The following is a 21,224-nucleotide window of genomic DNA, read 5'->3' on the forward strand; positions in this document are numbered from 1 at the left end:
TATGATCCAGTTACAACAATTAAACCGTGTATTTCGTACCGCAGAACTTGAAACCACAGCGCTGAATCAGATTGATTTAGTGATTGAACAAGGTGATTTCGTCGCCATTATGGGCCCTTCTGGCTGCGGTAAATCCACTTTACTGAGCATTCTGGGCATGCTGGACAGCCCAAGTTGTGGCGCTTATTTGTTTCAGGGCACCGACATAGCCCATTACAGCGAAAAACAATTAGCACAGCTGCGCAAAACCCAGCTTGGTTTTGTGTTTCAAAGCTTTAACCTGATTGATGAGCTGACGGTATTTCAGAATGTTGAACTGCCTTTGCAGTATCAAGGCATAGCCGCTTCTGAACGTAAAAGCCGGGTGGAAGCCATCTTAAAACGCATGCAAATCGATCATAGGGCCGATCATTTGCCATTGCAGCTCTCTGGTGGTCAGCAACAACGGGTTGCGGTAGCCCGTGCTTTGGTGATTAACCCTGCGCTGATTTTAGCCGACGAACCTACAGGTAACCTGGACTCTAAAAACAGTGAAGAAGTCATGCAGATGCTGCGTCAGCTCAACCGCGAAGGCACCACTGTGGTGATGGTGACTCACTCTGAACATGAATCACGTTACGCCAGCCGTATAGTACGGATGCTGGATGGTCAAATCATTACCGAGCGTGCGCTGGAGGCCAAATATGCTTAACTCACTGACGATGCTGGGTAATTATTTCATCACTGGCGTGCGTGCCGTATTGCGCCATAAGACGCATTTAGCGCTGAACCTGCTGGGATTAACGACAGGGCTGGCTTCTGCTTTATTAATTTTACTCTACGCCAGTTATGAACTGGGTTATGACACCATGCACCCGAATGCCGAAAATAGCTACCGGCTGGAGCAGTTTTTCCTGCCAGTGAACCAGCGCTTCCCGGTTTCCAGCCCGGCAATGAAAGCTATATTGGAAAACTATGACAAGCGGATTCAAGTGACCCGGATCAACACAGGGGCGCCGGAGTTAAGCATGACAGGTTCAAACCAGAAACTATCTCTGGAATGGGCTCAAGCTGTGGATGCCAATATCACGGATTTTTTCCAGATTGAGGTGCTGCAAGGCGATTTAACTGCGGCTTTGACGCAGCCAAACCAAATCGCTTTATCTGAACAAGAGGCCTTGAGGTTATTCGGCAACACTACTGTACTTGGCCAGCAATTGCAGCTTGGCGAGCAGCGTTATAGTGTCAGCGCTTTATATCGTATGCCTGAACAAAGCCATTTTCAGGCGGGCTCATTGCGCCGGATCAGCGATGAAGTAGCGGCTGGTCGCCTGGTGGTCAACAACGTCTATAGCTATATCCAATTACCAGCCGATTTTGATCAAGCCGCTATGCTGCGCGAATTAACTACTCAGTTGAATCAGCAAGCTTATGATGGCGGCCAAGTGATGGAACTGCAACTACGCGCCCTGACGGATATCCATCTGCATTCCAGCCTGGCTTATGAATTTAAAGTCAATGGTTCAGCAGCTACTGTGAATATCTGTCTGGTGTTGGCGGCCTTATTGCTGCTGATTGCTGCCATCAACTTTATCAATATGAGCACAGCACGAGCTGCAATGCGGGCTAAAGAAGTAGGTGTACGCAAAGCGCTGGGTGCCAGCCGTAGCCAGCTGTTTGTGCAGTTTATGCTGGAATCCTTATTGATCGCCTGCTGTGCTGGTTTACTGGCCGCTGTTGTTGTTGAGCTGGTATTGCCAGAGTTTAACCTTTTGGTGAACCGCCCTCTTCAGCTGAATTATGTCGGCAATTTTGGCCTGATTTTGCTGGCGAGTGTGTTTAGTGTCGGTGCTCTGGCCGGTGTCTATCCCGCGGTATTTATCTCAGCCTTTGATGCGAAAAAAGTACTGAGTGGTGATTTTCAACGAGGCAACACCGCTGTCTGGTTACGTAAAGGCTTACTGGTGCTGCAGGGCGCTATTACTATAGGTTTACTGGTGGCAAGCGTTGTACTTCAGCAGCAATTACAACTGCTGCAAAACCAGAGCACAGGCTATCAGCGTGAGGCCAGATTAATGGTCAATGGTATGGATAACAGCCTGTTGTTTCATGCTGAAAATCAAAACCTGTTACAAAGTCTGCAAAAGGTAGAAGGTGTCAATGCAGTATCTATGCTGGATATGCAAATCACAGATACTATTTCTCAGGCGATGACTATTCAGTTACCAGGCCAAACTCAAGACACTGAGCTGCCACCTATTTCGCAGATGGGCACAGGTTTTGATATTGCCAAAACCGCAGGCCTGACCTTGCTGGCAGGTCGCGATTTTAGCGAAACCTACCAAAGCGACTGGTATCAAAGACATGGCGATCATGCCACAGCTGCAGTGATCATTACCGAATCGCTGGCACGTAAAGCGGGCTACGAAAATCTGCAGGACGTGATTGGTCAGCAATGGCTGCTGCCTGGAGACGTTCCTGTACTGCGTATGCAGGTGGTGGGTGTAGTTGCAGATATTCAGATAGGGTCCGCCTTAAAACAACAAGAGCCTTTAATTTTGATTTGCGGCCGCTCTCCTATGACGTACGCCAATATACTGCTCAGTATGCAACCAGAACAGGCCCTTGCCGCCCGTGCCAAAGTACAAGACCTGCTGACTGAGCGCCTGCAGCGTCAGGACTTAAAACTAAGCTGGTTGACTGATGACTACAATGCGATTTACCAGAACCAGCAACGTCAGGGCAAAGTCATAGCACTATTTGCCGCGCTGGCCATAGCTCTCACTTGCGTTGGTTTATTTGGTCTGGCCGCTTTTAGCGCAGAGCAACGCTCACGCGAAGTGGCAATGCGTAAAGTACTGGGCGCAGGGCGTTTTAATCTGGTGAATTTACTGGCCAGTGAATATATAAAACTGATGGCTATCAGTGCTGTGCTGGCTATACCGGCTACTTTCTGGGCACTGAATAGCTGGCTAAGTGAATTCAGCGTACGCATCAGCCAAAACCCACTCTGGTATCTGCTGGCGGCAGCAGCGACCTTCGCTATTTGCTGGTGCACAGTTGCGGCATTGGCCTGGCAAGTTGCGGGACGCAAACCGGCTATGGTGTTAAGGCAGCAGTGATACCGACGCATATAAAACGTTAATTCTGTGGTTTAAAACACTGCTGCCTGCAACTAAACAGGCAGCAGCTTGCGATAAACAAAAGCAGTTGTTTACACCACTGGTTTTAAGCGGGCTTTCGTAGCCAGTTTATCGCCCAGTTTGCCGGTTATAGCCCATACCATCAGAGCCACCCAGGCTATCCAGGAAAAACCTGCAGGTATATTGAGCAAGGCAATTTTACCAGCGTGCTGGCGGTTAAAGGCCAAAGCCAGCAGGCTTGGCAAAAACCAGACCACGAAGAACAACAGACCAAACATCAATAAAAATGCCAGATCAGCTTGTTGCCAAGCTTGCATAAAGCTATCGAAAAATTGTTGTAAAGTTTCCATGTCTTACTCCTCGTTATCGTTCATTTGTAATTTGTTTTGCAGTACCGAAGCGACCAGCCAGAACACCATAAAAAGCACCAGAAATTCAGCGTCGGTGGAGTGAAGCTCAGTCGTCAGCTCAGAAACACAGTAGTTTAAAGTTTCCATCAAATAATCCTCGTGGCGATTGTGAAGTACCTTAGTTTTTTAAAAGCTTAAAATTTGAGATCAGACAGGGATGCCAACTCAGTTTTTAACTTATCCACAGGCCAGGCTCTGCCCTGCTGCACCACTGTATGCAGCGTATTTAGCGCTTTCAGGTCGTGCAGTGGGTCGCTTTTCAGCACAATAAAGTCGGCGACATAACCTGTTTTAAGCTGACCATGATCGGTCAGGCCCAGATGATGTGCGCCGCCGCTGGTCGCCAGTTGCAAAACCTGCCAGTTTGTCAGGCCAGCAGCTTGGCTAAGTTGCAGTTCGCGCAGGTAAAATGGCCCGCTGGCGACGCTGTCGGTGCCAATAGCCAGCGGCACACCGGCGTCATACAGGCGTTTAAACAATTGCTGTACCTTGGGTATTTGTTGCTGTGCTGTCGCCATTTCTTCTGTTGACCAGTCATAACTGGGCGCAGCCAATGTCGTGCGCCAGCGCTTGCGCATTTGTGGGTGATACACCCACATATCCTGTTCCGGGTATAAGGTTTCCAACTCGCGGGCGAAGTACATCAGTTCATTCGCAACTAACGTCAGATCAATCCGGGTTTGTTGGCGGGCCAGAGTGTCGATAAGCTGTTGCATAGGTGCGCTGTCATAATCAACGTGTTTAAACCAGCTATAAACAAAGCGGGCGCTATGCGGAATTTTACGTTCGGCTACATAAGCGGCTTTACCCTCACCGGTTAATAGCTCTGCACTGGTAGGCAAGGCATGAGTTAAGGCATCAATACCCAGATCGGCGGCATATTGCCAGCTGACGCCATCAAGGTGCGCTATGGTTTTCAATCCAGCCGCTTTGGCCAAATCTATCCCCATCGCCACTTCTTCTTTGGTTAAGCCCTGATAGAGTTTGATGTACTCTGCACCCAGCGACTTTTGTCTGCTGATTTCAGCTCGCCAGCCGGCTTCATCTTTTGGATGCACAGATCCCCCTATAATGGGAGTAGGTTCAAATACAAAACCGGCATAACTCAACTTTGGACCAGGCCAGTGTCCAGCTCTCTGCTGTTTGGCGTATTCAGCGTTAGCCTCTGGTTCACCTGCTGGGCTAAAAGCGGTAGTCACACCAGTAGCCAGAGTGCTCAGTGCATGATAGCGGGTCAGTTCGCTATGACCTTTTAGCGTCATAACTGGCCGACCATCCTGCATCTCGACTCTGTGTGGCCCTGCGGTCAGATGCAGATGCACATCTATCAGACCTGGCATCAGAAACTGATCCTGTACATCAATCTGCTGAGTCGCTGCAGGTAAGCGGCCATCACCTTGTTGCTGTTGGCCCATTTGCACTATGCGACCATCTTTGACCAGCAACCAACCATCGCTCAATTGCTGCTCTGTAGCGGGATTTATTAAAGTGGCATTGTGGTACAGCACTGTCCCGGCCTGCGCAGCTGGTTTTTCAGCGACGGCCTGTGGCAGAGAACAGCTTGAAATCAGGCAAAACAGGACTGATTTTTTTAAAGTCATTGTTTTCAAAGTAAGACTCCTTAAAGCCAAGGTAAGTGAACTTGTTGTGTTTGCTTAAGAAGTCGTGCTGTTTTTGTCAGCTGTTACAAAAATTTTTTTATTTATTTTTGTAACACTTTGCCAACAAGGGCAGACTTACTAAGAGCAGAGTGATAACTTCGATAAAAACTCTAAGATATTGAACAGGGAGGTTTTTTGACTCTATCCACCACCAGCTTTATGTCGCCGGAGCAGTTTTTGTTAGAACTGTGGCAACAAAATCAGGGCGCCATCAGCCGCACTCTGATGGCATGCGAAGCAGACCCGGCAGCACGGCAGGATTTAAAGCAGGATATTTTTCTGGCGCTACACCAGTCAGCGGCACGTATTCAGGCAGCAGAAATGCCACGCGCCTATTTATTTCGCATTGTGCACAACGTGACAGTGGATCATATAGCCAGAGCAAAACGCCAACAGTGGCAGCCGCTGGATGACGACAGCCTGCATCAGTTTGTGCAGGATTGCCCTTCAGCGGAAGTTGGAGAGCAGCAGCAAAGCCAACAGTTAATGCAGGCAGTACGGCGCTTATCCGCAGCCAACCGCCAGGTTATTTTGCTGGCGATGGAAGATGTGGATACCCCGGAGATCGCAGAAATTCTGCAGTTAAGCCAGGGGGCAGTACGAGTGCGGTTAAATCGCGCTAAAACAGAACTGATGGAGATCATGCAAAATGGCAGATAATTTTGATTTTGCCGCCCTGACAAAAAGCTGGCAACAACAGAAAACCCCAACCGAACAGTTGCCCAACGAGACGGATCTCGCACAAGCCACAAAGCGTCAACGCCAACAAAAATGGCTGATGTACGGCGAATGGCTTAGTGCAGTAGTGATGCTGACCACAGCTTGCTGGTTAGCCTTTACTATGCCGGGATGGCTGGGGTATCTGGCTGCTGTGTTCCTCACATGCGGGGCCCTTAGCACAGCTTATATCGGCTGGACAGTGCACAGACCTATACTGGCCTATGACAACTGGAGCAGCAGCGGTTTAGTGCAATTTCGCGCCCGGGCCTGTCAGCTCACACTGCGTTACTACCTCTATACGCAGTTGTCCTGTGTTGCCTTGATCTTATTCTCCGGCTTGTTGTGGCTGCTAGAGTGGAGGAAACTTGCAGAGATCCCCACAGACCTGTTGCTGTTTTACAGTCTGGTGGTATGCCCGCTTTGTCTGCTGATGATGTTGCGTTTGCAGCAAAAAAAACGACAAAAAGTAACACAACTACAAGAACTCAGCCGCTTAGCAGATGATTTCCAGCGCAGCCTGTAGCCACTTTTGCATCAGGCAGTAGCTGCATTCTTGCTCAATTCGGCGCCGCGTAACAAATAATGCTGCTGTGCGCCGGCTCTCCCTTACTGCAAAAACCGTTCTTTATCCTCTATGGTGCACTGAGCAACAAGGATGGGTTCATTCATCCTGTCTGCCAGCCAGCACTCGTCGTAAATAGAGCAATAACAAAGTTCGATATGCAGACCATCTTCGTCAGCCAACAGAGCTGCAACTTCTTTATCCCTGGTTTCCATTGGTTTAATGGACTCGCCAGCCGACAACACTTTAGAGCCTATATGAGATTGCGTATGCCCAATAGTACGGCCACTGCGCATTTCCAGATAGCTGGGCCAGCTTTTGACGGGTTTGTTTTCATAGCTCAGCTTTGCGTATTTGATCACCGCAGGCCCAGTGCCTTTATTGTTAACGATATATGAAAAATAGGGTTCATCATTATTATTGTAGGTCCTATGAATTTCCACTCTTGGCCATACCGAGGATCTGGCGTAGGCCCTATCAATAAAGGCTGAGTAAATACTGGCAAAAGCCGTGATTAAACTAACGATGAGTGCGGATCCCGCGATAATCATTTCCGGGTTCTTAAAGCTGTACGCAGTTGCCATGTCTTTACAATTCCTTTTACACTGATTAATGCTAGTTACTGTAAAGCATTTATAGCAGTAATAACAACCACATAAGAGTGGTTACAACTTAATACAACCTTGAAGTTTAAGCGGCTGGGCAACTGGATAAAAATACGTTAATGTAACCTTTTTGCAACTATTGAGGTAGTAATGAATAAGTGGTTGTTATTGGCCCTGCTAAGTACCAGTGTACATGCCTATGAGCCGGACAGAGATAAGGTGCTAAGGTTTGAACCTTCGCCATTTAAAGAAGTGGAGTTAAATTGTCAGCGGGATAAAAACATTGTGCCCAGACGCAGCGATCTGATCCTGGATAACTATGCATTGCTGGCCGCAGATAACGGCGAACGTGTGGCTATTGTTACCCTGACCAATGGTGCTGGTGGCCAGCGTATGTTTAATCAGGAACATTTAGTGGCTTTAATGGCCGACTGCAGCCGTATCTTTCCGCAGGAATTCGAGTTGAGCCTGGCGGCTGGTCAACAAGTCACAGTACAAATCTATTTTGGCCGTCGGGTACAGCCTGTGCTGCAGCTAATCAGCAATAACTGAGCCGGGTTTAGCAACCGAAATAGCAACAACTAAGGTGGTAAGCCTCAATTCTTACTGATTTGCGGATTTACCCCCCTGGAACAGGCTGAACAATACAGAGAAATGGATATTCTTAGCTGAAATCTATAACGAAGATGCCCGCAATAGAAATCAGCTACTCAGCTACTGGTAGAGGCTGAAATTCTCTGTCCCAGACAAAAACTGTAGGTAGTGGAGAGAACCTTTATCTATTTAAGGTAATACCCTCATCCATAAGTAAATGAGCGGTAACTTTATTGATAAAAAAACTCAAGTAAGAGGATCTCTTGCCGACAACAAACTAATAGCGGAAGAACAAGGAAGTGACATGAAAGTTAATCCACAGGATCCAAACCAAGCATCCCTATTTATGTCGAACAGCCCGGCACTGGAAGTCAAAAAAGCTGTACATAGTGAAGAGCAATTAAATAGTGAACTGGCGCGACTAGCCGAAGATACTTATCACAAAAATCAACACCAAGAACCTGACCCAACCTATAACAAGTCAATGACTATAGTGTCAAATCATGTTTTAACGACTCCGGAAATCGAAAAAAAGGCGCTACTCAGGAATTCGACGGCCATGTTCAATCTTTACATGCCTGGCGGTGAAGTGTCTCAATCTGTTGAAAAAATGTTTTCTCAGTATGACGAAATCATGGCTGAGATAAGGAGCAAGCAGCCTGAATTATTCAGTAAAGACTGGGGTATATCAATGAATCAATCAGGTGAACTGGAAATTACAGGCCAACTGAGCAATGATGAAAAAGCTTTCATACTGGAAAAATTGAATGCCAACGAAGATTTTGTGAGCGCAGCTAAGGATTTTAGGTCTAGTTTCTTAGCACATTTAGACTTCGGAACTATGGGCTGGTCAGACTACGAGGTCAATGAAAGTAATTTTTCAACAGTATTTGATTTAAAAGAAATACTGAATAACTCACAAGGCGGAGAAGACTTTAAAAAAGCCTGGAATAAAGACTTTAGCTGGCTTGAATTAAACGATAACATTTCAGCTCAACTGAAAAGAAATGCGGAAAAAAAGCTGCCCTCTTTCTGATCTGAGCCCCTCCAAAGTGAAACTGCCTATATCCTCAATTCCTGTCGATTAACCTCATCTGTAACCGACTACTGCCAAATTTGTTTAGATTTGCCACCACCCAAGTCCGGTAAAGAAGGTAAACTAGCTCCGCCTTTTTCGGGCCGTTTTAAACAAGGAATGCTGTGAATGTCTGATTACTCCACTCATGCGCCTAAGTCGCGTATTTCTACCGGCGAATTTACCCTGCTGGTGGCGCTTTTGATGTCTATTGTTGCCATCTCTATTGATGCATTATTACCAGCGCTGGACGCTATTCGTGCAGATATTGCCATGAGCCATCCGAATCAGGCGCAATTGGTGGTCAGTGCTTTGTTTTTTGGTATGGCGATTGGCCAACTGATTTGTGGGCCTCTGTCGGATGCCACTGGCCGTAAAAAAGTATTAAACGGTGGTATAGCGCTGTTTTTAGTCGGCACTGTGATTTGTTATTTCGCCACCGATATCAATACCTTATTGTTTGGCCGTTTTGTGCAGGGCTTGGGCGTATCAGGCCCTTATGTATCGGCTATTTCTATAGTGCGGGACAAATACTCCGGCAATGATATGGCGCGTATTATGTCGCTGGTGATGATGATATTTGTCATGGTGCCGGCTTTAGCTCCAAGCCTGGGACAGGCTGTGCTATGGGTAGGCTCATGGCGTGATATTTTTGTGCTTTATGTATTTTATGCATTGCTTATTGTGGTGTGGATTTTCATGCGCTTAGAAGAAACACTGCCGAAAGAGCATCGTATTGCCATGAGTACTAAAGGCTTTGTTGAAGGTTTTAAGGAAGTGATCAGCAACGTGCCAACGCTGTGCTACATGATCTGTATGGGGTTGTTTTTTGGCAGCTTTATTGGCTATCTGAACTCATCACAACAAATATTTCAGGACTTATTCAAAACAGGCGAGTTATTTACCTTGTACTTTGGTTTACTGGCCATAGTCTTTGGCGCGGCCTCTTTGGTGAACTCCCGTCTGGTGCAAAAATGGGGGATGCAGCATTTATCCAACCGCGCTGTCTGGGGAATTATTATCAGCTCAGCCTTATTTTTAGCACTTCATTTAGTCATTGAAATACAGCTGTGGACTTTTGTGCTGTACGCTTCGGTGCTGTTTTTCTGCTTTGGTCTGGTGTTTGGCAATATCAACGCCATGGCGATGGAACCTATGGGTCATGTAGCGGGCATAGCAGCCGCTATTATTGGCTCGACCTCGTCCATTATGTCGATGACCATAGGCACGGTGATAGGGCAGATGTACAACGGTACTCTAATTCCCGTGACAGCCGGCTTTTTGATTTTTGGCAGCATCAGTATGGCGATTCTAACTTTTGCGCAGAAGTACAAAGAGAAGCACAAAGAGCAGGAACAACCGGCAGTCTTTTCAGACTCTATCTGATCGCCGCCCTTTCGTTTTTTAAACAGGCGCAATCATAAAACAAAGCCCATGATCAACATGGGCTTTTTCATACCTATGAAGTAACAGCTGCCCGGTTACAACGCATTTAATTCGCCTGTAACTGCAGCCACTCTCTTGGGCTATTGCCGGTTTTCCGCCTGAAAGTGCGGGCCAGAGCTGACGGGCTTTCATAGCCTACTTCGTCGGCAATAAGAGCTATAGGGCGACCTTCACGCAATAGTTTTTGTGCCAGACTGACCCGCCAACTCACCAGATAATCGGCTGGCGTTATGCCCACCACTTTATGAAACTTGGCGGCAAAACTTGCTCTGGACATGCTGGCGGCAGTAGCAAGTTCAGCCACAGTCCAGGCCCTGGCGGGCTGGTCATGCATTAAAGTCACAGCTTTCGACAGCCGTAAATCTGCAAGCCCGGCCATCATACCGGTCGACACACTGCTGTTGGCCATCATATAGCGCAGCAACTGGATCACCACCAGTTCAAACAAGCGGTTGAGCACCGCATTTTTGCCACAATGCTGCGCAAAAGCTTCATCAAACAACCAATCCAGATTGCCACTGAGCATAGAAATTTCAGCCAAAGGCATCAGCACATAAGCCGGTAAAGCCGTGGTCAGTGGGTTATCCAGCCCGCCATCAAAACTTAATGACGCTGATACCAGCTCCACTTGCTGATCGGATTTCGGCCCTTGCACAGTGTTCAGGCTATGACTACAAGGCCTTGGGATAAATAACAAACTTGGCTCTGTGATCTGCACGGTTTTTTGCTGTTCCAGTTGCAATACTGCATCACCAGAGCGTAACAAATGCAACTTGGCTGTTCTGTCGGTGACAGCAAAACCCATTTCAGCCCTAAGCACACCCCCAAAAATAGTGGTGGCGTGCATACCAAATTGGGCTAACAAGGTTGATAACCTATCCATCAATATCCTTCTGTGTTAAATAAAACCAAATTAGACGATCTGTTGCATAACTTAGACTATTTGAACCCAAAAGGAAAGAAAGACGGCTTACTATAATCACAGCCGCTAACAAGGGGAAAACAGCAACTCCACCTGAAGCGAGCAAAAAATTAAACAACTGAGCGCGATCAAAAGATCGCAACTCATTCACTAAGCTTGCAAACCCAGAAGGAAACTAACATGACTAATTTCAAATCACGTTTATTAACCACAGCTATAACAACACTAGGCCTGACCTTTGGCGCCGCCGCTTTTGCAGCAGAAAAACCAACGGTTTTATTAGTACACGGTGCTTTTGCTGAATCTTCAAGCTGGAATGGCGTAGTTGCTGAACTGCATGAACAAGGTTACCCGGTGATTGCTGTCGCTAACCCACTGCGCAGTGTAAAAAGCGATGCAGCTTATCTGTCTGATGTAGTGGCAAACACCAAAGGTCCGGTTGTTTTAGTGGGTCACTCTTATGGTGGCTCGGTGATCAGCAATCAGACTGCCGATCAGACAAAAATTAAAGCTTTAGTTTATGTAGCAGCTTTTGCTCCTGAACAAGGTGAAAATATTGCCGAATTATCAGGACGTTATCCAGGTGGCACCTTAGGTCCAACACTTGCTGCTCCTGTGGTATTAAAAGATGGCAACAAAGATTTGTATATTCAGCAGGATAAATTTCATGCTCAATTTGCAGCAGATGTGTCTGCAGCTGAAGCAGCCTTAATGGCCGCCACTCAACGCCCAGTCACTGAAGCAGCATTGCATGAAGCATCAGGGGCTCCTGCCTGGAAAAAAACTCCATCCTGGGCCATTTACGGTACTGCCGATAAAAATATCCCGGCCGCTGCAATGAAATTTATGGCCGAGCGTGCTGGTGCAAAAAAGATTGTTGAAATCAAAGATGCCTCTCATGTGGTGATGACATCAAACCCACAGCAAGTTGCACAGCTGATTGTTGAAGCGGCAGAAGCCACGGGTAAATAACGGCCTTATCAAGTCCTAAAAAGCCCTGAGCGTTACTCGGGGTTTTTCTTTACAGTATTGAATCACATCACTCCGCCCGCCAAATCTCCTGCGATTTACTTACTGGCACTCTCCATTTTGTAAACACAAACAGCAAAAACCAAATAGCCGACTATCCTCAAACTGCAGGTGCGATAAGCAAATGTGCGCAGAATCAAAACCATAAGGGGCCGGAAAACTACTGGCCCGACAAAAAAAGGACGAGGTCAGGATGTTTATTGCAATCCCCAAAGAGACACTACAAGACGAAACCCGGGTGGCGGCTACACCAGCCACCACGGAGCAACTGCGTAAATTAGGCTTTACTGTGCTGGTGGAAGCGGGCGCTGGAGCTTTGGCAGGTTTTAGCGATGACGCTTATAGTCAGGCCGGTGCCAGCATAGCCGACAGCACAAAACTCTGGGCCAGCGAGCTGATTTATAAGGTCAATGCCCCTACAGAGCAGGAAATTGACCAACTGCAAAAAGGCAGCACGCTGGTGAGTTTTATCTGGCCAGCGCAAAACCCTGATTTAGTGGCCCGCCTTGCCGCACAGGGGGTAAATGTACTGGCGATGGATATGGTGCCGCGTATTTCGCGCGCTCAATCGCTGGATGCTTTGTCTTCGATGTCGAATATTGCCGGTTACCGCGCCGTCATTGAAGCAGCTCATAGTTTTGGCCGTTTTTTAAGTGGCCAAATTACCGCAGCAGGTAAAGTGCAACCCGCAAAAGTGCTGGTGATTGGTGCTGGCGTCGCGGGTCTTGCTGCTATTGGCGCTGCACGTTCTTTGGGTTCTATAGTGCGGGCTTTTGATACCCGGCTTGAAGTAGCAGAACAAATTGAGTCGTTGGGCGGTGAGTTTTTAAAACTCGAATTTGCCGAAGATGGCTCGTCGTCCAGTGGTTATGCCAAAGTAATGTCGGATGAATTTATTGCCGCTGAAATGGCGCTGTTTGCCGCTCAGGCCAAAGAAGTCGACATTATTATTACCACAGCGCTTATCCCAGGCRGACCGGCTCCAAAGCTCATCACTAAAGAGATGGTCGACTCGATGAAATCAGGCTCTGTTATTGTTGATTTAGCAGCGGCGACAGGGGGTAACTGTGAATACACAGTACAAGGTCAAATCACAGAAACAGCATCAGGCGTCAAAGTGATAGGCTACACCGACTTACCAGGCCGTTTAGCGGCTCAGTCCTCACAGCTCTATGGCACCAACCTGGTGAACTTAGCCAAACTTTTATGCAAAACCAAAGATGGCCAGATGGTGCTGGATATGCAGGATGTGATTATCCGCACTATGTCTGTGGTGCATCAGGGCGAAGTCACCTACCCACCTCCAGCCATCAGCGTCACCGCCACAGCTAAACCAGTAGCAGCCGCCACAACAGCTCCGGCAGTCCCGAAAAAATCCATTAATTCCAACTGGTTTATAGGCATAGCCGCGGTGTTATTACTCTGGATAGGGTACTCAGCACCCAGTGATTTCTTAGCGCACTTTACGGTGTTTTTACTATCCTGCGTCGTCGGTTTCTACCTGGTCTGGAACGTGACTCATGCTTTGCATACCCCGTTGATGTCAGTCACTAATGCCATTTCAGGCATTATCATTTTGGGGGCTTTGCTACAAATCAGCAGCGATTCACTACTGGTGCAGGTACTGGCATTTTTTGCCGTGCTTATTGCCAGCATCAATATAGTGGGTGGTTTTACCGTCACACAGCGCATGCTGAAAATGTTCAGTAAAGGCGGGGAGTAACAGCCATGACACAAGGATTAATCACAGCATCTTATATAGTGGCAGCCGCTTTTTTTATCGCGAGCTTGGCCGGTTTATCTCAACAGGAAACAGCCCGTCGTGGTAACTGGCTGGGTATTTTGGGTATGACCATTGCCCTGCTCGCCACCATTGCAGGCGTCAGCATGGATGCAATGCTGCCGCTATTTATCGCTTTGGCTATAGGTGCTGCCATAGGCCTTAGGCTGGCGTTAAAAGTTGAAATGACGCAAATGCCTGAATTAGTGGCTATTTTGCATAGTTTTGTTGGTTTGGCCGCTGTTTTGGTGGGGTACAACAGCTTTTTTGAGTTCGCCACCACGACTGGCGCAGAGCTTACCGTGCATTTAACTGAAGTGTTTTTAGGGGTATTTATTGGTGCTGTGACCTTTTCAGGCTCAGTGGTGGCTTTTGCCAAGCTTCGGGGTATAGCAAGCTCTAAACCTTTAAATATTCCGCATAAACACAAATTGAATTTACTGGCCTTAATCGCATCCGCTCTATTGCTGGTTTATTTTGTCAGCTTTGATGGCGCAGAACCTGCCCTGTTAATCATGACGCTGATTGCTTTGCTGTTTGGTGTGCATCTGGTTGCCTCCATTGGTGGCGCTGATATGCCAGTGGTGGTGTCTATGCTGAACTCCTACTCGGGCTGGGCCGCTGCTGCAGCAGGTTTTATGCTTTCCAACGACTTACTGATTGTCACAGGTGCTTTGGTGGGCTCTTCCGGCGCTATCTTGTCGTACATTATGTGTAAAGCGATGAACCGCTCTTTTATTTCCGTCATCGCCGGAGGTTTTGGTCAGGTGGATGCAAAACAAAGCTCAGGCGACGAAGAGCAAGGCGAATACCGTGAAATCAATGCTGAAGACGTGGCGGATTTGCTGAGAAACTCAAGTTCAGTGGTGATCACCCCAGGTTATGGTATGGCAGTGGCTCAGGCACAGTATCCGGTGGCGGAGATATGCCAGAAGCTTAAAGCTCGTGGTGTGAAAGTGCGTTTTGGTATTCACCCTGTGGCAGGTCGTATGCCAGGTCATATGAACGTACTACTGGCAGAAGCTAAAGTGCCTTACGACATAGTGCTGGAAATGGATGAGATTAATGAAGACCTCGTAGACACAGACACAGTGCTGGTGATAGGCGCCAACGATACAGTCAACCCTGCAGCCGCTGAAGACCCAACCAGCCCCATTGCTGGTATGCCAGTGCTGGAAGTATGGAAAGCTCACAACGTGATTGTGTTTAAGCGGTCCATGAACACAGGCTACTCTGGTGTAAGTAACCCTCTGTTTTATAAAGACAATACTCAGATGTGTTTTGGTGATGCTAAAGCTACTGTGGATGCGATTTTAAAAGCACTGTAGTCAGCGATCCGGAGGCAACCACCAACTGGTATCAATAGGGGCTGTGCCTGCGGGCACAGCCGGATTGTTAAGAAAAATCATAGTTCTGCTGCTTAAATTCGCTTTCTTGATCGTGTCTGCATAATAACTTTGGAACAAGGTTTTGTAAGATCCATCCTGGGTGGCTATTGCCAGACCTTTTTCCACTAAAGCAGCCAATTCAGGCCTGTGTTTACCGACAAAAAAATACACAGGGTGCGGGTAAAACAACATCAGATTGTCGGCTATCATCAAGTCTTCGGAATGCAGCGCCAATTCAGACCAGACTTCATTGACACCTCTGGAGAAGTAATCAAATCTGTTGTGTTTCAGCATTTCAAATAAAGCGTCATAACTGGTAGAGCTAACCACCTTTAAGCCGTTTTCCTTAAAAACTGCAAAATCACTCCAATGCACGTTATGACCAGCCACATAAGGTTTCAAATCCTGCAGGTTTTTTATCTGCTTAAATTTTTCATTGTTTTGTGGCTGGATCAGCAGCAACCGTAATCCGAGTAAACCTCTGTAGATAGGAACTTTAATCGGGATCATAGTGCGCTCGCGTGCTGCAGAAGTGGAGATAAACAGCATATCCAGCTCGCCATCCAACAGCATTTTTTCCACCCTGCCCTCTGTCAGTACTTCATTCGATTTCACCGCCAGAATTTGGTAAGGAGTACCTGCTTTTAACAGCACCAGCTCCAGAAGTTTTAAAGCAAAATCGTGGCGGGGCTGCAAATGGTAATGCCGTATTTTGATCACATCTTCTGCTCTGGGCTGTGCAGGAAACAGCAGCAGAGCACACAACATCACGCAGCTGATCACAAAAGTCATAATGAAACCAACAAATGAAAATACCAGCACTAAGAATAGATGCAGCTCATTGATTTACAAGAAAAGCTGCTGATTTTAGGGCCTGGATAGATTTGAAATATCAGGTTTTGTTGTTGCTGTGACATACAAAGACGGGTGACAAAAATGAAACCGTTTAACATATTATTTTTTGTTTAAATTCATACGAATAAGTAAAAAACTAAAAAATGTATAAAAACATATTGGTAAACGTTTACCTTCACTGCTATAACTTTTGCCGTCCTGCTCTTTTCTGAAGAGCCTCCGCTGGGAAAGACCCGACACAGAATAATAATCAAAGCAAACGACAAGGGTAACTTATGACTATTCGCCGACTTTTATGCTGGCTGGCTTCGGCTTGCCTGTTTTTCTCCAGCTCTGCTTCTTATGCCGCTGTGGTATTAGGAGCTGATACCAGTTGGTTGTCCGAAATGGAATCCAACGGCTATCAGTTTTACAACAGCAATGGCACACAACAGGATGTATTTCCGATACTTAAACAACATGGTATGACTGCTGTACGTTTACGGGTTTGGGTTAATCCCCAGAACGGTTATAACGGAATGGCCGACGTGTTAGCCAAAGCTCAACGAGTGAAAGCTGCCGGTATGAAATTGATGATCGACTTTCATTACAGCGACAGCTGGGCTGATCCTGGCCAACAAACCAAGCCAGCAGCCTGGGCTAACTATAGTTTTCAACAACTGATGGACAATGTCTGGACTCATACCCGAACCAGCCTGTTGCAGCTGCGTAACGCTGGCATAACGCCGGATTGGGTGCAGGTGGGTAATGAGACCAACGATGGTATGTTATGGCCTGAAGGCCGTGCTTCATTGAATATGCAAAACTATGCCTGGCTGACCAACACAGGTTACAACGCAGTAAAAGATGTGTTCCCTGCGACTCCTGTGATAGTGCATCTGGCTAATTGCCATAATGTGGAAAATTTCCGCTGGATTTTTAATGGCTTAAAAACCAATGGCGCTAATTTCGATATTATCGCCGCCTCGGCCTATCCAACCAATGCACCGGGCTACACCTGGCAAAATGCCAATGCGGCCTGTTTGTATACGTTAAATGAAATGGCTGCAACTTACGGTACTGGTGTGATGGTAGCCGAAGTAGGAGCGCCATGGGATCATCCACAAGCAAAACAAATTGTGGCCGATTTGATAAACAAAGTGGCAGCGGTCAATGCAGGGATGGGTTTAGCGGTGTTCTATTKGGAACCTCAGGCTTATGCCAGCTGGCAGGGTTACACTTTAGGCGCTTTTACTCAAAGTGGTGGACCCGGACCTGCAATGCAGGCCTTTCTGGAAGCGAGTTCCAGCCGGATCAAATCCCGTTTGAGTGGCAAATGCATCGATGTACCAGCACTGAGTCAAAGCTCAGGGGCCATATTGCAGCAATACAGTTGTGGCAGCACAACCAATCAACAATGGCACACTGAAGCCACAAACAGTGGTTATGTCAGGTTAAAAGTAAACCACAGCGGATTTTGTATGGATCTCGCCAGTCAAAGTACAGCCAACAATATTAAGCTGGTACAAAACAACTGCAGTAGCTCCAACAGCCAGCAATGGCTGAAAGAAGATATGGGCTCGGGTTATTACCGTTTGCGCTCACGTTACAGCAACCGCTGTGTTGATGTGACAGCGTCGAGCCTGAATGATCAGGCCGTTCTAATCCAATACAGCTGCCACAACAACAGCAATCAGCAGTGGATCAATAACTGATGCCTCTGGTGCCAGTATAAAGAATGACACCATAAAAAAGGGCGGCTAATTGCCGCCCAAACCTAACTATATACCAGGTTAGTCATCATAAGCTGTAGTAAACACCTGGCTGTTCGCCTGCGCTATCGGACTGGGATAAAAGGACGGAAAAATGGCCTGACCAAGGACAAAGCCAATCCAGCGGCTTGCGGCAACTTGTTATGCGATTATTCGCCAATTATAAATGCGCCCAGCGAAAACTGAGTAACCAATTCATCTGTGGTTTGAATGGTTGTTCCGCGAGAATCAACGACCAGTAACCCATCTCTATTGAGTGTTAAAAAAACGAAACAACAGCCGACTTTATCCGGGTAGAGTGCCATTATAATTTTTCTTTCCCGCCCGTCGATGCCAAAGCTACTGTGGAGGCGATTTTCAAAGCTCTGTAGTTTTTAGTGGGCTAACGAACAGGACTGAGCGTAGATACTGCACTCAGTCCTTTTTTATCCTAAGAGCCAGCTATGTTTAGTTTTTTAAAGCGCGATCCTGTCAAAAAATTACGTCAGCAATACGATGCCAAAGCTGAACAAGCCATGTTGGCACAGCGAAAAGGCGATATGCGCTTATTTGCTGATTTAACCGCAGAAGCAGAAGAGTTATGGGCTCAGCTGGAAAAATTGCAGGCTGAAACAACAAAGTAGCGCTTACAACTGATAGCTCCCGCTGACACTGCTACACAGATTGATAATCTTTGTAGCGGTGTCTAGCATGATAGATATTCATATTTACCCTTTGAGATCATCATGCATATATCTTTGACGACTGAATTAGAGTCCCGGATTAAAGCCAAAGTTGAAAGTGGGTTGTACAATAATGCCAGCGAAGTGATCCGCGAAGCGTTACGTTTTATGGATACTCACGAAGACTGGATCCACCAGGTGAAACTCGCTCTCCTGCGCGATCAATTGAAAATTGGTACTAATCAATTGGACAGTGGTGAAGGCATTGCCATTGAATCAAAAGCTATGCTGGATTCACTGTTTGACGATATAAAAGGCTGAGCACATGGCAGCTTATAAGCTCATCATTGCGCCTGCTGCTAAAAATGCTCTGGAAGATATCTACCCATACGGCCTTCGGCAGTGGGGACAAGCCCAATCCGATAACTACCTGTCTGTCATTAAAAACCAACTTTGGTTGCTTACTGAACAACCATTCATTGGCGTCGAGCGTGCGTAAATTTTATCTGATATCAGAAGCTTAGCCATTCAAAGCCACACCTTATTTTATCGGCTGAAAGCGAACCAGATTGAAATAATCCGAATACTGCATGGCCGCCAGGAAGCTCTGGGTCACTTAAGATAAATGATTAGGTCAGGCGATAGCAGATTTTTGGGGTTGGTTTTGCCCTGTACTCCACAAATAAAAAACAAAGGTGTTGGTGAAATCGGCTACCTAAAAAGCATATCCAATTCAATAACCAGCCTAAACGGCCACTCAATGAAATATCTGGACAACGCACAAGACTTACCCCCGAAGTTCGCAAAGTTCCGCTCGATGCTGGCTTAAGGACTCCATAGCTTTGGTGTTGATGAATTTCGGTTTACGTTGTGCTGGGCGGAATGGCTGGTGTTTTATCCATATCAGCCTTTATCGCTATGAGCTCTGCCGGCGAGCCCAACAACACCAACAAACAACAAAATCCCACAGGCCAAACTATACAATGCGGAATCGAACAAGATTTCAACAAAACTCGTATCTTTTGGGTCCGAAAGCCTTGATTCGTTTATAAAACGACCAAAAAAACCAACAAAAGCTCCGATATAAAATCCATTTCGCCTTCTTTGAAATCGCATTCTGTCTCCTAAGTCTGATCAATAAATGGTTGTTCTCTGGGCCTATGCTCAGCGCTCGCCTGATAATGCTAATTTCACAGCCATCTTTTCGACTCCACAGCACTGTGCGCTGACCATTTGCTGTGCAGGCGTCCAAGCGGGATGCAAAGCAGCGAACTGGATTGAGCGTTTGGGGTCAGGTCTTGTTCTGTGCTCCATCAAATCAGCAACAGACAAAATACACAAAGAATGTAGACCCTCTATAAACATGGCATCACCAATCCGTTTAAAGCTAATGATTTATCTAGCCTCCGAAATACAGGGGCAAGGGGCAAGACCTGACCCCGTGCGTCTTTCCACTCTCTCTTGCCAACAGCTATTTGCTGGATATAGCAACAGAGGCTGGGAGGGATTATCAATGGAGTTGTCACCAGGTGAAGCCAGCTCAAGAAACAGCATCAAGCAGCTGTAGCAAAATATGTTCAGACCTTCGCTGTCCATAACCTTGCCCGTAAGCCGTTGACGTAACAGCGATCACAAGATCGTATTGAGGCACTATGTAGATTTTATTGCCACCGTTGCCCGAAGCAAAATGAACCAGAATAGAGCGCTCAGCTTGCTCGTATTGCTTGCTGTACCACATATAGCCATAGCTATCGGCGTACGGATCATACTGCGCTATATTGACGATAGGCGACATGGCCTCAGCTACCCAGGCATCAGGTAAGATCTGACGCTGGCCAACCCGTCCTTTGTTCAGCATTAACGAACCTATTTTCGTCATATCGCGGGCGCTGATACTCAAATTACCCTGGCCAACACCTTCTCCTTTCGGGCCACGCCGCCAGGAAAAATCTTTAATACCTAAAGGTTCAAACAAGTGCTGTTGTGCAAAGCTCTGAAGTGGCATGCCCGACACGTGCTCTACAACAGCTCCTGCCAGAAAGGCATTCAGCGACGAATACACATAGCGCTCGCCTGGCGCATATTTCAGCGGCACTTTATAAGCAAAAGGGATCCAGGCAGAGCTGTTATCCAGCCGGTCTTCATTGCCTTGGCTTTTAGCGTCGTCATCATCAGAATCAAGCCCTGAGCGCATGGTCAGGAGATCGCGAATTCGGATCTGTTGTTGTGCCGTCGGCATGCCAGCAGGCAGAAACTTAGCTATGGGCTCATCCACACCAGGTAACAGGCGCTGCTCAATCGCAATACCCATCAATACAGCAGTGATACTTTTGGCGGCAGAACGAATATCCCGCAGAGACTCTGGCCCATCGCCATTAAAGTATCGTTCCGCTTGAACGCATCCGTGGCGGCTGATCACGACACCTCTCAGATCTCGTGTCGATTCCTGCTCCAGCTCATTAAACAGCAACTCAACTTTCACAGTATCGAACCTCCCGCCCGCTACCTCTGCACAAGGCGGCTTGGGCGCATCTACCTTAGCTTGGGAAACGGCATCTGCGGCAGCATAAAACGGTAGAACTACACAAAGCATGGCTTGCAACAGGTTTTTCATATCGCTCTCATTTTATGCCTCGAAAAAA

General features: G+C 47.1%; 21 protein-coding genes and 1 pseudogene. 14 read left to right on the plus strand and 8 right to left on the minus strand.

Annotated features, from left to right (window positions below):
• Position 1 precedes the first annotated feature (1 nt).
• Together P3C17_RS14515 and P3C17_RS14520 are read left to right on the plus strand one after the other, a co-directional pair.
• Complete coding sequence (locus P3C17_RS14515; protein ID WP_300930106.1) at positions 2 to 691, plus strand: ABC transporter ATP-binding protein; 690 nt, start codon at positions 2 to 4, stop codon at positions 689 to 691.
• Complete coding sequence (locus P3C17_RS14520; RefSeq protein ID WP_300930107.1) at positions 684 to 3,101, plus strand: ABC transporter permease; 2,418 nt, start codon at positions 684 to 686, stop codon at positions 3,099 to 3,101. The genes P3C17_RS14515 and P3C17_RS14520 overlap by 8 nt, the downstream gene beginning before the upstream one ends.
• A 92-nt stretch (positions 3,102 to 3,193) precedes the next feature.
• Here the strand turns inward: P3C17_RS14520 and P3C17_RS14525 are convergent, their stop codons facing one another.
• From P3C17_RS14525 to P3C17_RS14535, 3 genes are read right to left on the minus strand one after another with little or no spacing between them, the layout of a single operon-like run.
• A complete protein-coding gene (locus P3C17_RS14525; protein WP_300930108.1) occupies positions 3,194 to 3,472 on the minus strand; it encodes a superinfection immunity protein in 279 nt (92 codons plus the stop codon).
• A gap of 3 nt (positions 3,473 to 3,475) precedes the next feature.
• The gene (locus P3C17_RS14530) at positions 3,476 to 3,619 is read right to left on the minus strand and encodes a hypothetical protein (RefSeq protein ID WP_300930109.1); all 144 of its coding nucleotides are present in this window, start codon (positions 3,617 to 3,619) and stop codon (positions 3,476 to 3,478) included.
• A 47-nt stretch (positions 3,620 to 3,666) separates the two neighbouring features.
• Positions 3,667 to 5,133 carry an amidohydrolase family protein gene (locus P3C17_RS14535; RefSeq protein ID WP_300930330.1) on the minus strand — a complete coding sequence of 489 codons (1,467 nt, stop codon included), beginning with the start codon at positions 5,131 to 5,133 and terminating at the stop codon, positions 3,667 to 3,669.
• A 195-nt stretch (positions 5,134 to 5,328) separates the two neighbouring features.
• Here P3C17_RS14535 and P3C17_RS14540 point away from each other — a divergent pair, with 195 nt between their 5' ends.
• A complete protein-coding gene (locus P3C17_RS14540) occupies positions 5,329 to 5,853 on the plus strand; it encodes an RNA polymerase sigma factor (RefSeq protein WP_300930110.1) in 525 nt (174 codons plus the stop codon).
• Positions 5,843 to 6,436 (plus strand): hypothetical protein, encoded by a 594-nt coding sequence (locus P3C17_RS14545; protein WP_300930111.1) that lies wholly within the window; start codon positions 5,843 to 5,845, stop codon positions 6,434 to 6,436. Before P3C17_RS14540 ends, P3C17_RS14545 begins: the two co-directional genes overlap by 11 nt.
• An 83-nt stretch (positions 6,437 to 6,519) precedes the next feature.
• Here the strand turns inward: P3C17_RS14545 and P3C17_RS14550 are convergent, their stop codons facing one another.
• Positions 6,520 to 7,059 carry a hypothetical protein gene (locus tag P3C17_RS14550; RefSeq protein WP_300930112.1) on the minus strand — a complete coding sequence of 180 codons (540 nt, stop codon included), beginning with the start codon at positions 7,057 to 7,059 and terminating at the stop codon, positions 6,520 to 6,522.
• Between the two features lie 171 nt (positions 7,060 to 7,230).
• On the opposite strand from P3C17_RS14550, the gene P3C17_RS14555 reads away from it, so the two are divergent.
• The 3 genes from P3C17_RS14555 (at position 7,231) to P3C17_RS14565 (ending at position 10,135) form a co-directional block, all read left to right on the plus strand.
• Positions 7,231 to 7,632 (plus strand): hypothetical protein, encoded by a 402-nt coding sequence (locus P3C17_RS14555; protein WP_300930113.1) that lies wholly within the window; start codon positions 7,231 to 7,233, stop codon positions 7,630 to 7,632.
• Between the two features lie 346 nt (positions 7,633 to 7,978).
• Positions 7,979 to 8,710, plus strand: a complete 732-nt coding sequence (locus P3C17_RS14560; protein ID WP_300930114.1) for a hypothetical protein — start codon at positions 7,979 to 7,981, stop codon at positions 8,708 to 8,710.
• Positions 8,711 to 8,878: 168 nt separating this feature from the next.
• Positions 8,879 to 10,135 (plus strand): multidrug effflux MFS transporter, encoded by a 1,257-nt coding sequence (locus P3C17_RS14565; protein ID WP_300930115.1) that lies wholly within the window; start codon positions 8,879 to 8,881, stop codon positions 10,133 to 10,135.
• A 106-nt stretch (positions 10,136 to 10,241) separates the two neighbouring features.
• On the opposite strand, the gene P3C17_RS14570 is transcribed toward P3C17_RS14565, so the two are convergent.
• On the minus strand, positions 10,242 to 11,078 hold the full coding sequence (locus P3C17_RS14570) for an AraC family transcriptional regulator (protein ID WP_300930116.1): 837 nt from the start codon (positions 11,076 to 11,078) through the stop codon (positions 10,242 to 10,244).
• 219 nt (positions 11,079 to 11,297) lie between these two features.
• On the opposite strand from P3C17_RS14570, the gene P3C17_RS14575 reads away from it, so the two are divergent.
• The 3 genes from P3C17_RS14575 (at position 11,298) to pntB (ending at position 15,254) form a co-directional block, all read left to right on the plus strand.
• The gene (locus tag P3C17_RS14575) at positions 11,298 to 12,089 is read left to right on the plus strand and encodes an alpha/beta hydrolase (protein WP_300930117.1); all 792 of its coding nucleotides are present in this window, start codon (positions 11,298 to 11,300) and stop codon (positions 12,087 to 12,089) included.
• Positions 12,090 to 12,339: 250 nt separating this feature from the next.
• On the plus strand, positions 12,340 to 13,869 hold the full coding sequence (locus P3C17_RS14580; protein WP_300930118.1) for a Re/Si-specific NAD(P)(+) transhydrogenase subunit alpha: 1,530 nt from the start codon (positions 12,340 to 12,342) through the stop codon (positions 13,867 to 13,869).
• 5 nt (positions 13,870 to 13,874) lie between these two features.
• Positions 13,875 to 15,254: a Re/Si-specific NAD(P)(+) transhydrogenase subunit beta gene (gene pntB / locus P3C17_RS14585; RefSeq protein ID WP_300930119.1), complete on the plus strand. Its 1,380-nt coding sequence runs from the start codon at positions 13,875 to 13,877 to the stop codon at positions 15,252 to 15,254.
• On the opposite strand, the gene P3C17_RS14590 is transcribed toward pntB, so the two are convergent.
• Positions 15,255 to 16,106, minus strand: a complete 852-nt coding sequence (locus P3C17_RS14590) for a transporter substrate-binding domain-containing protein (RefSeq protein WP_300930120.1) — start codon at positions 16,104 to 16,106, stop codon at positions 15,255 to 15,257.
• A 338-nt stretch (positions 16,107 to 16,444) separates the two neighbouring features.
• Here P3C17_RS14590 and P3C17_RS14595 point away from each other — a divergent pair, with 338 nt between their 5' ends.
• From P3C17_RS14595 to P3C17_RS14610, 4 genes and pseudogenes are all read left to right on the plus strand, one after another.
• Positions 16,445 to 17,863 carry a ricin-type beta-trefoil lectin domain protein gene (locus P3C17_RS14595; protein WP_300930121.1) on the plus strand — a complete coding sequence of 473 codons (1,419 nt, stop codon included), beginning with the start codon at positions 16,445 to 16,447 and terminating at the stop codon, positions 17,861 to 17,863.
• A gap of 500 nt (positions 17,864 to 18,363) precedes the next feature.
• The gene (locus tag P3C17_RS14600; RefSeq protein WP_300930122.1) at positions 18,364 to 18,543 is read left to right on the plus strand and encodes a DUF6435 family protein; all 180 of its coding nucleotides are present in this window, start codon (positions 18,364 to 18,366) and stop codon (positions 18,541 to 18,543) included.
• A 102-nt stretch (positions 18,544 to 18,645) separates the two neighbouring features.
• Positions 18,646 to 18,903, plus strand: coding sequence for a type II toxin-antitoxin system ParD family antitoxin (locus P3C17_RS14605; RefSeq protein WP_300930123.1), 258 nt, complete (start codon positions 18,646 to 18,648; stop codon positions 18,901 to 18,903).
• Between the two features lie 4 nt (positions 18,904 to 18,907).
• A pseudogene (locus P3C17_RS14610) lies at positions 18,908 to 19,207 on the plus strand (type II toxin-antitoxin system RelE/ParE family toxin).
• Positions 19,208 to 19,485: 278 nt separating this feature from the next.
• Here P3C17_RS14610 and P3C17_RS14615 read toward each other — a convergent pair.
• On the minus strand, positions 19,486 to 19,698 hold the full coding sequence (locus P3C17_RS14615; RefSeq protein ID WP_300930124.1) for a hypothetical protein: 213 nt from the start codon (positions 19,696 to 19,698) through the stop codon (positions 19,486 to 19,488).
• Between the two features lie 424 nt (positions 19,699 to 20,122).
• On the minus strand, positions 20,123 to 21,196 hold the full coding sequence (locus P3C17_RS14620; protein WP_300930125.1) for a serine hydrolase: 1,074 nt from the start codon (positions 21,194 to 21,196) through the stop codon (positions 20,123 to 20,125).
• Positions 21,197 to 21,224: the final 28 nt, after the last annotated feature.

Source organism: Rheinheimera sp. 1928-s, assembly GCF_029269265.1.
GTDB lineage: Bacteria > Pseudomonadota > Gammaproteobacteria > Enterobacterales > Alteromonadaceae > Pararheinheimera.

Excerpts from the sequence above, each read along its gene's own strand:
- P3C17_RS14515 (WP_300930106.1), top strand. The coding sequence starts at position 2 with ATGATCCAGTTACAACAATTAAACCGTGTATTTCGTACCGCAGAACTT.
- P3C17_RS14520 (WP_300930107.1), top strand. The coding sequence starts at position 684 with ATGCTTAACTCACTGACGATGCTGGGTAATTATTTCATCACTGGCGTG.
- P3C17_RS14525 (WP_300930108.1), bottom strand. The coding sequence starts at position 3,472 with ATGGAAACTTTACAACAATTTTTCGATAGCTTTATGCAAGCTTGGCAA.
- P3C17_RS14530 (WP_300930109.1), bottom strand. The coding sequence starts at position 3,619 with ATGGAAACTTTAAACTACTGTGTTTCTGAGCTGACGACTGAGCTTCAC.
- P3C17_RS14535 (WP_300930330.1), bottom strand. The coding sequence starts at position 5,133 with ATGACTTTAAAAAAATCAGTCCTGTTTTGCCTGATTTCAAGCTGTTCT.
- P3C17_RS14545 (WP_300930111.1), top strand. The coding sequence starts at position 5,843 with ATGGCAGATAATTTTGATTTTGCCGCCCTGACAAAAAGCTGGCAACAA.
- P3C17_RS14550 (WP_300930112.1), bottom strand. The coding sequence starts at position 7,059 with ATGGCAACTGCGTACAGCTTTAAGAACCCGGAAATGATTATCGCGGGA.
- P3C17_RS14555 (WP_300930113.1), top strand. The coding sequence starts at position 7,231 with ATGAATAAGTGGTTGTTATTGGCCCTGCTAAGTACCAGTGTACATGCC.
- P3C17_RS14560 (WP_300930114.1), top strand. The coding sequence starts at position 7,979 with ATGAAAGTTAATCCACAGGATCCAAACCAAGCATCCCTATTTATGTCG.
- P3C17_RS14565 (WP_300930115.1), top strand. The coding sequence starts at position 8,879 with ATGTCTGATTACTCCACTCATGCGCCTAAGTCGCGTATTTCTACCGGC.
- P3C17_RS14570 (WP_300930116.1), bottom strand. The coding sequence starts at position 11,078 with ATGGATAGGTTATCAACCTTGTTAGCCCAATTTGGTATGCACGCCACC.
- P3C17_RS14575 (WP_300930117.1), top strand. The coding sequence starts at position 11,298 with ATGACTAATTTCAAATCACGTTTATTAACCACAGCTATAACAACACTA.
- pntB (WP_300930119.1), top strand. The coding sequence starts at position 13,875 with ATGACACAAGGATTAATCACAGCATCTTATATAGTGGCAGCCGCTTTT.
- P3C17_RS14590 (WP_300930120.1), bottom strand. The coding sequence starts at position 16,106 with ATGACTTTTGTGATCAGCTGCGTGATGTTGTGTGCTCTGCTGCTGTTT.
- P3C17_RS14600 (WP_300930122.1), top strand. The coding sequence starts at position 18,364 with ATGTTTAGTTTTTTAAAGCGCGATCCTGTCAAAAAATTACGTCAGCAA.
- P3C17_RS14605 (WP_300930123.1), top strand. The coding sequence starts at position 18,646 with ATGCATATATCTTTGACGACTGAATTAGAGTCCCGGATTAAAGCCAAA.
- P3C17_RS14615 (WP_300930124.1), bottom strand. The coding sequence starts at position 19,698 with ATGCGATTTCAAAGAAGGCGAAATGGATTTTATATCGGAGCTTTTGTT.
- P3C17_RS14620 (WP_300930125.1), bottom strand. The coding sequence starts at position 21,196 with ATGAAAAACCTGTTGCAAGCCATGCTTTGTGTAGTTCTACCGTTTTAT.